Source organism: Sphingomonas sp. CCH9-E2 (assembly GCF_001557215.1).
Taxonomy (GTDB): Bacteria; Pseudomonadota; Alphaproteobacteria; order Sphingomonadales; family Sphingomonadaceae; genus Sphingomonas.
In genome coordinates this window covers 38808-51031 of sequence record NZ_LSJM01000454.1, presented here as the reverse complement: position 1 = coordinate 51031, position 12224 = coordinate 38808, and the positions used below count along the sequence as shown (strand labels likewise).

The window sequence follows — 12224 nt, the reverse complement described above, 5'->3', positions numbered from 1 at the left end:
TCGCATGCTACGGATCAGGGTAGTGCCTGTCGAGGTGATTCCCTCGCGGGGGCGCAACGGGAATCCAGGGGGATATGTGAAGGCGATCGGCGACAATATCTTGTTTTCAGCGACCGACCTGATGCGGTTTATCGGCTGCGCGCACGCGACTGCGCTCGATCTCGCCTATCTACGCGGCGCGCCGTTGCAGCCGCGCGAGGATAGCCAGGATGCGGTGTTGCTGCAGCGGCAGGGTGACGCCCATGAAGCCGGGCATCTCCAGCAACTCAAAGATGCCGGGCATGGCGTGATCGAAATCGCGCGCGGCGACCTCGGGCAGAATGTCGAGGAGACCCGGGCGGCCCTGGCGCAGGGCCCGAACATCGTCTTCCAGGGCGCCTTTTTGTCCGGCCGCTGGGGAGGCTGGTCCGACTTCCTGGAGCGGGTCGAGCGCCCCTCCCGGCTCGGTCCGTTCAGCTATGAGGTGACCGACACCAAGCTCAAGCGCAAGGCCCACCCCAAGCACGTGCTGCAGCTCGTGCTCTATTCGGACCTTCTCGCCGAAATCCAGGGCGTGATGCCCGAACATGCCCATGTGCAACTGGGCGACGGCACGCGCGCGACGCTGCGCCTCGCCGACTATGCCCATTTTGCACGCGGTGCGCGGGCAAAGCTCGAAGCCTTCGCCGCCGCCCCCGAAGCGACGCGGCCCATTCCCTGCGCCGATTGTTCGCTATGCCGCTGGGCCGATCATTGCGGCGCTGCTCTCGCCGACCAGGACAGCCTATTCCAGGTCGCCAATATCGCGCGCGGCCAGGTCAAGAAGCTGGAAGCGTCGGGCATCGCGACGATGGTCGCGCTCGCGCAGCATGAAGGGCCAGTGCGCGGGCTGGCGGGCACGACGATGGAAAAACTCGCGTGTCAGGCGCGTTTGCAGCACGCCCGCAAGACCGGCGACCCTGCTTTCGAATTGCGGCCTGCCGAGCCGGGCAAGGGATTCGATCTGCTGCCGCAGCCGCAGGCGGGCGACCTGTTCTACGATATCGAGGGCGACCCCCATTATGAGGAGGGTCTCGAATATCTGCACGGCGTCTGGTCGGCCGAAACCTTCCATGCGTTCTGGGCGCATGACCATGCCGCCGAAGCGCGGGCGCTCGAACGGCTGCTTGCCTTCTTCCGCGACCGACTGGCGGCTTACCCCGACGCGCGGATCTATCATTACGCGCCCTATGAGATCACCGCGCTCCGGCGTCTCACCACCCGGTACGGCATCGGCGAAGCTTTTCTCGATCGGCTGATGCGCGAGCGCCGATTCGTCGACCTTTACGCGGTTGTACGCGGCGCGCTGATCGCTTCGGAACCGAGCTATTCGATCAAGGCGTTCGAAGCCTTTTACGGCATCAAGCGCGAGGGCGAGGTCAAGACGGCGGGCGGATCGGTCGTCGCGTACGAAAAATGGCGCGAAACCGGTGACCCGCAGATCCTCGACGAGATCGAGGCGTATAATCGGATCGACTGCGAATCGACGCAGCAGCTGCGCGATTGGCTGGTCAGCATTCGTCCCGACCGGCCATGGCCGAAGCTTGCGCACGAGGCCGCCGAGCAGGAGATCGCCGAGGGCGCGGAAACGCTCGCGCTGCGCGACAGGCTGGCAACATCCGAACTCCCGGCGGATCGGCAGGAGCTGCTGTTCAACCTGGGACTGTTCCACAAGCGCGAAGCGAAACCTGCCCAATGGGCGGTTTTCGACAGCGCCGCGCGTGACGGGGACGAACTGGTCGACGATCTCGATGCGCTGGCCGGGCTCGAGGCGATCTCCGCGATTGCCCCGGTCAAGCGGTCGGTGGTCCGGACCTATCGCTTCCCGCCCCAGGAAACGAAATTGCGCGCTGGCGGAAAAGCTACCGTCCCCAGCGCGGACGGACCGCCGGCGACCGTCACGATCGAAGCGCTCGACCGTGCCGAAGGCGAGATTACACTGAAGGTGGGAGTGGCCCGGGCCGAGCTGCTCGCCGACTGCCTGACCCTGCACCCCGACTGGCCGCTCGACACCACGGTGCTGACGGCAGCGGTCGCCGACGTGATCGAGGACCAATGCGCCGCGCGGCGCTACACTGCCGTCGACGATCTGTTGTCGGGTGCCGCGCCGCGCCTCAAGGGCATTAGCGGCGATATCCTCGGCGCTCGCGACGCGGTTGCCGGCGCGATCGCGGCGGCGCAGGCGATGGACCGCACCGTGCTGCCGATCCAGGGACCGCCGGGCACGGGCAAGACCCATGTCACGGCGCGGGTGATACTCTCGCTGGTCAGCGCGGGCTATCGAGTCGGCGTTGCCTCGAACAGCCACGAGGCCATCCGCAATGTCCTCTTCGGCTGCCTGCGTGCAGCCGAAGAGGCGGATGCCAGCCAGCCGGTCATGCTCGCCCACAAGGTTTCGGGCGGCGACGACGGCTATCCCGACGATTGCGCCGTGCACCGCGCCACGAGCAATGACGACCTGGCTCTCGCCGCCGCCCATGTTGTCGGGGGCACTGCATTCTATTTCGCGCGCGACGAGAATGTGCAGCGCTTCGACTGGCTGTTCGTCGATGAGGCCGGGCAGGTGGGTCTCGCCAATATGGTCGCGATGGGGCGGGCGGCGCGCAACATCGTGCTGGTGGGCGATCCTCGTCAGTTGCCACAGGTGATCCAGGGCGCACACCCCGCGCCGGCCAATCTGTCCTGCCTTGAATGGATGCTCGGCGAGCACGCCACCATTCCCGCCGATCGCGGCATCTTCCTCGCTGAAACGCGGCGAATGCACCCCGCGGTTTGCCAGTTCATCTCCGACCAAGTCTATGAAGGTCGGCTCGCGAGCCACCCCGACACCGAACGCCAGTCGGTGACCGGAACCGCGTGGCCGGCGGCGGGTGCCTATTGGGTTCCGGTCGTTCACGACGGCAATGCGCAAATCGCGCTCGAGGAATGCGCCGCGATCCGGGCGGCGATCGCCGACTTGCTGGCGGGGAGCTGGACCGACAGGGCCGGCATGACGCGGCCGGTCGAACACGGCGATATCATCGTCGTCGCGCCCTATAACGCCCAGGTCAACGCGCTGCGGGCGGCGCTGCCCGCCACGATCCGCGTCGGCACGGTCGACAAGTTCCAGGGGCAGGAAGCACCGATCTGTCTCGTTTCGATGACCGCGTCCTCGGCCGACGAGACCGCGCGCGGGATGGAATTTCTCTTTTCGCTCAATCGTATCAACGTCGCGGTTTCGCGCGCCAAAGCGCTCGCGCTGGTTTTCGGCAGCGACCGATTGCGCGACGCAAGCTGCAGGACGATCGAGCAGATGCGGCTCGTCAACACGCTCTGCGCCTTGCCGCGGCTTCCTGTTGCCTCCGGAATGGGACTTTAGATCCGATGCGCTTCCTTCACACCGCCGATTGGCAGCTCGGCAAGCCTTTCGGCCGGTTCGACGCCGACGTGCGCACCGCGCTCAGCGAGGCGCGCTTCGACGTGATCGATCGGATCGGGGAAGCCGCCGCGACCCGGCAGATCGGCCATGTGATCGTCGCGGGAGATATTTTCGACACCGAAGGCCCCGAAGACCGGGTCATCGTGCAGGCGGTCTCGCGCATGCAGCGCTATCCGTGCCGCTGGTGGCTGCTGCCCGGCAATCACGATTATGCGCGCAATGGTGGGCTGTGGGACCGTGTCCGCGCCAAGGCGCCAGGCAACATCGTGCTGCTCACCGAACCGGTCGCGCAAGAGATGGAAGCCGGGGTCTGGCTGCTGCCGGCACCGCTCCTGCATCGGCATCACATCGACGATCCGACCGAACTGTTCGACACCATGGAGACGCCCGGCGCAAAGCTGCGGATCGGGCTTGCCCATGGCTCGATCCGCGATTTCACCGCACGCGGTGAGACGAAGAACCAGATCGCGCCTGACCGCGCCACGCGCTCGACGCTCGACTATCTCGCGCTGGGGGACTGGCACGGAACGCTCGAGGTTGGTCCGCGCACCTGGTATGCCGGAACCCCCGAAACCGACCGGTTCCAGCGCGACGAGCCGGGCCATGTGCTCGTGGTCGACGTCGCGCCGGGGAGCGGCCCGGCGATCGAACCCGTCCGCACCGGTCGTTTCCAATGGCTGTCGCGCGATTGGACGCTGCAGGATGCGGCCGCCTTTGCGGCCGAGTGCGACGCGCTGCTCGGTGCGATCGATCCCGCGGCGACGCTGCTGCGCCTTTCGCTCGCGGGCATCACCAGCCTTGGCGACCGCATCGAGATCCTGGCCCAGGTTGACGACGATCTGCGGCACCGCCTGCGCTTTCTCGACCTGCGCGCGGATGATCTGGTCGGCCGGCCGGGCGAGCAGGAACTCGCCGAACTCAATGTCGAGGGCTTGCTCGGCGTCGCCGCCCAAAAGCTCGAAGAACGGATCGAAGCGGGCGGCGCCGAGGCGTTGCTCGCGCGGCGGGCCTTGGAACGCCTGTTTGTCGAATATCATCGGGGGGGCCAAGCATGAGCCTGCGCCTGCGGCGGATCAGCCTCAACAATTTCCGCAAATTCCGCGAGCCCCGGACAATCGATGGCCTGGGAGATGGGCTCAATATCGTCATCGAGCCCAACGAAAGCGGCAAGTCCACGATCCTGGAGGCATTGCGCGCGGCGCTTTTTGTCCGTCACGCCACCAAGAACCAGCTTGCCCAGAGCTTTGCGCCGTATGGCGAGGCGGTCGCGCCGGAGGTCGAGGTCAGCTTTGATGTCGGGCTCGACAGCTGGAAAGTCGCCAAGCGCTTCCTCAAGAGCCCGCAGGTCGAAGTTTCCGGGCCGCAAGGCCGTGCCCAGGGTGAGGAGGCCGAAAATCGGCTGCAGGCGCTTCTGGGATTCGTCAAGGACAGCAGTCAGCGCGGCGACCCCGCCACGTATGGCGCGCTCGGGCTGCTATGGGTTCCTCAGGCGCAGGCGCTCGAGGTGTCGGCGCCCGGTACGATCGTGCGCGACAGCATCCAATCGTCGCTCGAAGCCGAAGTCGGAACCATTGTCGGCGGCGCAGCCTTTGAGCGGGTCCGAAAGCGCATCGACGAACGATATGAGGTTTATTGGACGCCTACTGGCAAGCCTCAGTCGAGGGGCCGTTGGCAGGCGGCGCGCGAGCGCGACGAGCGGGCCCGGCAAGCGGCCTCGGACGCGGCTGCGCGGCTCGACGCACTGGAAAGGAATTTCGGCGATTTCGAAGATACTCGAGCCCGGCTCAAGGTGCTGGAGCGCGAACTCGCCGACGAAACCGATGCCGCGCAGCGCGCCGATCTCGTCGAGGCGCTGGAAGTAGCCAAGGCGGCGGCGCAAATCCTCGACACGCGCAAGGCGGAGCACGAGAATGTCTCGGTCGCGCTCGGCCGGCTCGAGGACATGGAGCAGCAACATGCGTCGGCGACCCAGGCGCTCGCCGACGCTGGCGAGAGCCTGGCCGCGATTGTCGCCGATCGGGCAAGGATCGGCGAGGCGCTGGCCGACGGGCGCATCAGTGTCGCCAACGCGAAAGCGGCGCTCGACAAGGCGCGCGACGACCGCACGGCGGCCCGCCAGGCGCTTGCCGCAGGTGAGGAGCGGCTGGCGCAGCGTAACCGCCGCGCCGCGATCGCGAGCGCCCGACAGCGCCACACCGAATTGCTCGATCTCGAACAGCAGTTGGCCGAGGCGCGCGATAGGGCGGCCGGGCTCATTCCGGCCGACGTGCTGGTGCAGCTCGATGCCAATGATCGCGCGATCGCGGAGGCGCAGGCCGCAGTCAATGCCGGCGCCACATCGATCGAGCTCGTCGGGGACGTGCCCGATGTCACGATCGACGGCACGCCGCTAACGCCGGGCGCGGCGCGGGTTTTGACCGGCGAGACGCGGATTGGACTGAACGGGGGCGCCCTCGTGATCCGCCCGCCGGAGACTGCGGCGAGCGCCGAGGCGCGCCTTGCCGAACTGCGCGAGCGGCAGGTGCGCGCGCTGAGCGAATGGGACGTTCCCGACCTCGCCGCAGCGCGGCTGCGCAACGACGCCGCGCGCGACGCACAGACGACCGTGCAGCTGACCGAGAGCAAGATCGCCGGCCTCACGCCGGCCGACCCGCTGCTGGAGCTTGCCGCCGGCCCGGATGCGCTCAAGCTGTTCGTGACAAGTCTTTCCGATGAAGCCCTCGCTGTTGATGACGATGACATCTCGATCGACCTGCTGACGCGCAACCGGGACGAAGCGGAAACGGCGGTGGTGCGCGCCGAGGCCCTGCACGACCATGCCGTGCAGGACCTGCGCGATCTCGAAGAGACGGACCAGCCGCTTTCCGCCCAACAGGCCGGCGCCGAGCGCGACCAGGCGCATGCCTCTGACCGGCTCGCTCAGATCGAAGGCAAGCCGGAGTTTGCGGGGCTTGCCGACGCCATCGTCAAGGCCCGGGAGGCGGTCGCCCAGTCTGCCGTCAAGCTGGCCGAGGCCGAGCGCAACGCGACCGCGCATGACGTGCAGGCGATCACCCGGAAAATCGAGACGATCGATGGCCGCGCCAGCGCCGGCCAGAAACGGCACGCCGAGCTCGAGCGCGACATTGCGCGTCTCGAGGCGATCATCGAAAGCGAGGGCGGCAAAGGCCTGGCGAGCCTGGCCGCCGCGGCAGAGGAAGAGGCCGAGGCCGCCGCACGGGCGCTGGTGCTGCTCGACGAGGAAGCCGCTACCGTCAAACTGCTCAAGGAGGTGCTCGAAGACGCGCGCGCCGAAGCGTCGCGGACATTTCTTGGCCCCGTGGCGAAACGCGCCCGCGTCCATGTCGCACGGCTGTTTCCCGGCGCCGATCTCAGCTTCGACGAGGAGCTGGCGCTGTCTGCCGTCACCCGGAGCGGCACCAGCGAGGCCTGCGGCACGCTGTCGAAGGGAACGCAGGAGCAGCTCGCGGTGCTTACACGCCTCGCCTTTGCCGATATGCTGCTGGAGCAGGGCGCGCCGGTGTCGCTGATATTGGACGACCCGCTGGTCTATTCCGACGACGGCCGCCTCGACCTGATGACCGAGATTCTCGAGGAAGCATCGCAGCGGATGCAGGTGATCCTTCTCACCTGCCGTGACCGGGCATTTCGGCATCTGCCGGCCACGCGGGTGCAGCTTTGAGCAGCTTCAAACGAAAACAAGGCGGCGCAATCGCGGCAGCCGGCATCCTCGTGGGCGCGGCGACACTGGGCTCGGCCATAGAGATCGGTTCGACCTTGGCCGCCAACCATCCCGTCGTCGCGCCGCCGCCTCAATATGCGAACATCGCGACAAGCAGCGCCTTGCCGTAGTTCCCGAAACTGCGCTAGCGCGTATATCGAACCTCCGCTGGGGCTAGCGCTATCCCGCCTCCACGGCATGAGCTTCGAAGGCGACGCCCAGTCGCTTTCGTACCGCTCCGAAGATGGCAGCGAGATTGTCCATGCTCGGGTTGCCCTTCTCCGACAGCATCCGGTGAAGGCTCTTGCTCGGGCGGTTGGTCTCCGTCGCCAGTTCCTCGAAGCCTACCGAGGCATTGACGAGATCGCGCAGGATCAACCGTGCCGTGTGCGGCTCGCCGTTGAGGAATGCGGTCGCCGCCTCATCGAGCATGGCCTTGGCGAAGGCAGGATCGCGCGCGACGCGCTCCTTCACCGTTTCCTTAAAATCACGGGTCAGCACCATCTCGTCAATTCCTGCCTTTCCTGGCCGCCTCCTTGCGGGATTTGTACTCGCCCAGCAGCACCCGGGCGCGTTCGATGTCGGACTGCTGCCGCTTCTTGGTCCCACCCACGAACAGAATGATGAGTTCATCGCCATCCCGGACAAGGTAGAGCCGGTAACCCGGTCCCCAATCGATGCGGCGTTCTCCGAGCCCGCCGCCGATCCATTTGACGTTCGAGAGATTGCCCAGCTCCAGCCGCACGATTGCGGTCGCCACCTTGGCCGAAGCCTGGAAGTCGAGATCGTCAAACCATGATCGGAACGGGCTCGAACCGTCCTCGCGAATATACTCCTGAACGATCAACTCACGCTCCTTCTGGTAACATATGCGTTACCAATTGTCGAGCGAACTATCGAGCGGCACGATGCTGGACCGGAAACCGGAAGTCCGGATCGACCGGCGGCGACATCCTTCGCCGCGAGCGCGGGCCGATTTCCTTTACCGGCCGATCAACCAGGAGCACGGGATCAGGCAGGCCCTCGCTCAACATGTTGGCCCAGATTACCGCGAGTTCTCGGCGGCGCGGCATGTAGGCCGCGCGGTTGTAGGCGCCCTCCACCTTGTCCTTGGGCACATGCGCGAGCATCAGGTCGATCACCTTGCGGTCATGCGGATCGCCATGACGCTCCGCCCACTCGTTCATGATCGTGGAAAACGCCGCTCGAAATCCGTGCGGCACGTGATGCCCGTGATAGCCGGCCCGGTTCAGCAGGTAGCCGATCGCATTCTCGCTCATCGGCCGGTGCGCATGCCGGTTGCTGGGGAAGACCAGCGGTCCACCACCCGTCAACGGCCAGATCGCCCTCAGCACCGAAACCGCCTGCGGGGCGAGAGGAACGAGGTGATCGCCATTGATCTCCTCCTTCCGGTCCAGGTCTCCCTTCATCCGCACCGACGGGATGCGCCAGAGCGGAAGCTTGCCATCGAGATCTTCGAATTCAGCCCATTCGGCGCCGCGCAGCTCGCTGGGCCTGACGGCGGTGAGCGCCAGCATCCTGAGTCCGAGCCGTGTGATCGGCCGCGCATTGTCCTCTTCGGCCGCCAGGATCATCTGGCGCAGTGGCACGATGTCCGTGATCGCCGGCTGCCGGCCCTTGCGCAGCGGCTTGAGCACCGCGCCCAGCTTTTCGGCGGGGTCGTTCGTCGCGATTCCCTGGGCGATGGCGTAGACGAACACGGCCGAGATGCGCTGCCGGACGCGCTTTGCGGTCTCGATGGCCCCTCGTGTTTCGATCTCCCGTAGCACGCCTAGAATCAGGGGCGGAGTGAGCTGCGCTATCGGCAAGGAACCGATCGTCGGAAAGACATCGCGCTCCAGGCTCCGGATGACGTCGTGGGCGTGGATCGTGGCCCATTGAGCCTTCGCGTTTCCATACCACTCGCGAGCGACCCGCTCGAACGTCTGGCGCCCGGCTTCGAGGTTCGCCTCGATCTTTAGCCGCCTTGCGACATTGGGATCCTGCCCCTCGCAGAGCATGGAATAAGCTTGGTCGCGCTTTTCGCGAGCATCTGCCAACGAAACGAGCGGATAGGCGCCAAAGGCCATGCTCTTCTGTTTTCCGTCGTAGGAATAGTTCCAGCGCCACAGCTTGCCGCCGCTGGGCGTCACCAGCAGGTACAGTCGGTTGGAATCGGCGATCTTGTACGATTTGGGCCGCGGCTTGGCCGTGCGGACCTTGGAATCGGTGAGCATTAGCGGTCTCCTGAAAATACCACGTTTTTCGACCGCGCGTACCACGTTTGCGTACCACCGAATCGCCGGATTGGTTCGGACGGGTATGGACGGCCGTGGCCGAGCTGATCGGCTAAGTGTTGGATTTCAGGAGAGAAAAGTCGATCACACCGGACTTTTACGAACCCTTATGGAAGGGTCGGTGGCGGAGCGGGAGGGATTCGAACCCTCGATACGGTTTTGCCGTATACTCACTTTCCAGGCGAGCGCCTTCGACCACTCGGCCACCGCTCCGCATCGCTGGAAGCGCGCTGCCTAGAGATTTGCCGGGTGGTGCGCAAGCGCGTTGCGCGGGGGCGTCAGGCGTGACAGCTTGGCGGGATGCTGACCCTCTCCCTCGCGCTTGCGCTCCAGGCCGCCGCACCGGCCACGCCCCCCGCCCCGCTCCCGTCCGATCCGCTGCCCGGTGACTGGCGCGACATCCCGGCGGACGAACTGCTTGTGCTGACCTTGCGCGATGGCAAGCAGGTGGTGATCCGCCTCGCCCCGCGCTACGCGCCGGTGCATGTCGCCAATATCCGCACGCTGGCGGCAGCGGGATGGTGGGACGCGGCGTCGGTCTATCGCGTCCACGACAATTATGTCGTGCAATGGGGCGATCCGACCGAGAAAAAGGCGCTGCCCGACGGCGTGATCGCGCAACCGCCGGACGAATATGATTGGCCGCGCTACGACGCCGTAACCCGGCTCACGCGGCGCGACCCCTATGCGCGGCGGACAGGGCATAGCGCGGATGGCTGGCCGCTCGCGACCAATGGCAAGGTCGCGTGGATTCCACACTGCTACGCCATGGTCGGGGTCGCGCGCGACCTTGCGCCCAGCACCGGAAGCGGCGGCGATCTCTATGCGGTGATCGGACATGGTCCGCGCCATCTCGACCGCAACATCGCGATCGTCGGGCGAGTGCTGGAGGGGATCGAGCATCTCTCGTCGCTGCCGCGCGGCACCGAGGGCGGCCTTGGCCTGTACAAGGAGGCAAGCCAGCATGTTCCGTTCGTACGCGGGCGGCTGGCCAGCGACCTGCCCGCAGCGGAACGCCCGCGTTTTCAGTATCGCGCCGCCGACAATCCGCGCTTTGCCGCGTGGATCAAGGCGCGCGAAAACCGCCAGCCGCCCTTTTTCAACCTTCCGGCAGGCGGGGCGGACATCTGCAATGTCATGCCGCCGGTGCGCCGGGCGGAATAGCGGCTAGCGCCCGACCCAGTCGGCAACTTCGCCCGCCACGCGGTTCGCTGCCTGATTGAGCGCGGCACCAGCTTCCGTCGGCGTGAGCTGAGCCAGGGGCACGCGCGCTTCGAACCGGCGTTTCTCGAACGTGATCGCGGGGCGCACGCCGTCGGTGCCGACGGCACGGTCGCGCACCAGCGTCGCCTCATAGACCACCACCGCAGCATTGCTGTCGGCATCGATGCCGAACTGGCGGAGCTCGCCGCCCAGCCGCGCGCCGGGGTCGGACAGCGACTGGCGCAGGTTGAGCACCACGCGCCCGGTGCGCACCGATATCGTGTCGCCCAGCACCCGCGCGAACATGCGGTTGGGCGCTTCGACCCATTGCGCGTCCTTGAGATAGGCAACCGCAGTGTCGCTGCTGCGCACCGGCACGCGGGTGACGGCCAGCTCCTGCGGCACCGAGGGCACCGCGATGGTGATCGCGCGCACCGTCGCCGAGCTCACCGTCTGACCGGTCGGCATCGCCGCGTCGGCCTCCAGCTTGAGCAGCGAGGGCGGGGGTTCGGCCCCGAACTTGATGCACCCGCCGAGCGGAAGCGCGGCGAGCAGGACGGGGACGAGGAGGAGCTTGCGCATGATCGGGCTCACTTCTTCTTGGGGTCGTAGTCAGGCAGCTTGGGCGATCCGATCAGCGATCCGGCGCCTTCACGGTCGATCTTTTCCGCGACCGATGCGAGCGCGGCGGTCATCTGCCGCAGATCCTGGATCAGCTGGTTGATCTCGGGCAGCGTCTTGGTCGTCACCTCGTCGATGCCACCATCGGCCTTGCCCAGCGTCTTCTCCAGCGCCTTCATGCTCTTGTCGGCCGAGGCGATCGCGCCGCGCAGATCCTTCATCGTCGGCGCGATTTCCTGGTCAAGCACCCGGTCGGTGGTGCCGGCAAGATTGCCGATCTGCTCGGCAGCGACGCCCGCCTTCTGCACCGTCACCCGCAGCTCGGCGAGGGTCGCGCGCATGTCCGGCGCGCCCTTCGCCAGTTCGCCGGTCAGCTTCTCGGTATTGGCGAGGATGCCGCTGATCGACGCCTGATTGCGGTCGGACAGCAATTCGGTCAGTCGCTCGGTCAGGGTCGACAGCCGCTCAAGCAGGCGCGGCGCGGAGTTGAGCAACGCGCCAAGGCCGCCCTGCTTGGTCGGGATCACCGGCACGCCGAGCGGACAAACGCTGCGCGGATTGACGTCCGGGCACACGATCGGCGGGGCACCCTTCACCGCGCCGTCGAGCTGGATCTGGCTGACCCCGGTAAAGCCGACGCCCTGAATGGTCGCGGTGGTTCCCTGCAGGACCGGAACGTCGCTGTTCACCGCGATCCGCACGCGCACCAGGCTGGGGTCGGGCTTGAACAGGCCGATTTCCTTGACCTGTCCCGCCGGGACACCGGAAAAGGCGACCTGCGATCCCTTGTTCAGCCCGTCGACTGCCTGCTTGAAGAAGATGTCGTACTCCTTCTCGCTGGTCGTGTTCACGCGGGCGAGCCACACGGTGAACAGCGCCAGCACGGCGAGCAGGATCAGCACGACCGCGCCGACCAGCACATGGTTTGAGCGTGTTTCCATCAGTC

General features: G+C 66.4%; 10 protein-coding genes and 1 tRNA gene. 5 read left to right on the top strand and 6 right to left on the bottom strand.

Translation table 11 applies throughout. The features are described from left to right. Nucleotides 1-76: 76 nt before the first annotated feature. Genes AX681_RS20375 through AX681_RS22195 form a run of 4 tightly spaced genes read left to right on the top strand, consistent with a single transcriptional unit; the run spans nt 77 to nt 7288 of the window. On the top strand, nt 77-3376 hold the full coding sequence (locus AX681_RS20375; RefSeq protein WP_156442765.1) for a TM0106 family RecB-like putative nuclease: 3300 nt from the start codon (nt 77-79) through the stop codon (nt 3374-3376). A gap of 5 nt (nt 3377-3381) precedes the next feature. Next, entirely contained in the window at nt 3382-4491 is a 1110-nt protein-coding gene (locus AX681_RS20370) for a metallophosphoesterase family protein (RefSeq protein WP_066660687.1), read from the top strand. Continuing rightward, nucleotides 4488-7118: an AAA family ATPase gene (locus AX681_RS20365; protein ID WP_066682691.1), complete on the top strand. Its 2631-nt coding sequence runs from the start codon at nt 4488-4490 to the stop codon at nt 7116-7118. The genes AX681_RS20370 and AX681_RS20365 overlap by 4 nt, the downstream gene beginning before the upstream one ends. After that, nucleotides 7115-7288 (top strand): hypothetical protein, encoded by a 174-nt coding sequence (locus AX681_RS22195; RefSeq protein ID WP_156442671.1) that lies wholly within the window; start codon nt 7115-7117, stop codon nt 7286-7288. The genes AX681_RS20365 and AX681_RS22195 overlap by 4 nt, the downstream gene beginning before the upstream one ends. A 49-nt stretch (nt 7289-7337) precedes the next feature. Here AX681_RS22195 and AX681_RS20360 read toward each other — a convergent pair whose 3' ends face one another. The 4 genes from AX681_RS20360 to AX681_RS20345 form a co-directional block, all read right to left on the bottom strand. Further along, nucleotides 7338-7661 (bottom strand): helix-turn-helix domain-containing transcriptional regulator, encoded by a 324-nt coding sequence (locus tag AX681_RS20360; RefSeq protein WP_066658861.1) that lies wholly within the window; start codon nt 7659-7661, stop codon nt 7338-7340. A 4-nt stretch (nt 7662-7665) separates the two neighbouring features. Then, nucleotides 7666-8004 (bottom strand): type II toxin-antitoxin system RelE/ParE family toxin, encoded by a 339-nt coding sequence (locus AX681_RS20355; RefSeq protein ID WP_066658864.1) that lies wholly within the window; start codon nt 8002-8004, stop codon nt 7666-7668. A 46-nt stretch (nt 8005-8050) separates the two neighbouring features. Beyond that, nucleotides 8051-9394: a tyrosine-type recombinase/integrase gene (locus tag AX681_RS20350; protein ID WP_066658866.1), complete on the bottom strand. Its 1344-nt coding sequence runs from the start codon at nt 9392-9394 to the stop codon at nt 8051-8053. 182 nt (nt 9395-9576) lie between these two features. Next, a tRNA-Ser gene (locus AX681_RS20345) sits at nt 9577-9667 on the bottom strand. 87 nt (nt 9668-9754) lie between these two features. Between AX681_RS20345 and AX681_RS20340 the strand changes: the two genes are divergently transcribed. After that, on the top strand, nt 9755-10618 hold the full coding sequence (locus AX681_RS20340) for a peptidylprolyl isomerase (protein WP_066658868.1): 864 nt from the start codon (nt 9755-9757) through the stop codon (nt 10616-10618). Nucleotides 10619-10621: 3 nt separating this feature from the next. Here the strand turns inward: AX681_RS20340 and AX681_RS20335 are convergent, their stop codons facing one another. Both AX681_RS20335 and AX681_RS20330 read right to left on the bottom strand, forming a co-directional pair. Continuing rightward, nucleotides 10622-11239 (bottom strand): ABC-type transport auxiliary lipoprotein family protein, encoded by a 618-nt coding sequence (locus AX681_RS20335; protein ID WP_066658916.1) that lies wholly within the window; start codon nt 11237-11239, stop codon nt 10622-10624. 8 nt (nt 11240-11247) lie between these two features. After that, nucleotides 11248-12219 carry an MlaD family protein gene (locus AX681_RS20330; protein ID WP_066658874.1) on the bottom strand — a complete coding sequence of 324 codons (972 nt, stop codon included), beginning with the start codon at nt 12217-12219 and terminating at the stop codon, nt 11248-11250. Nucleotides 12220-12224: the final 5 nt, after the last annotated feature.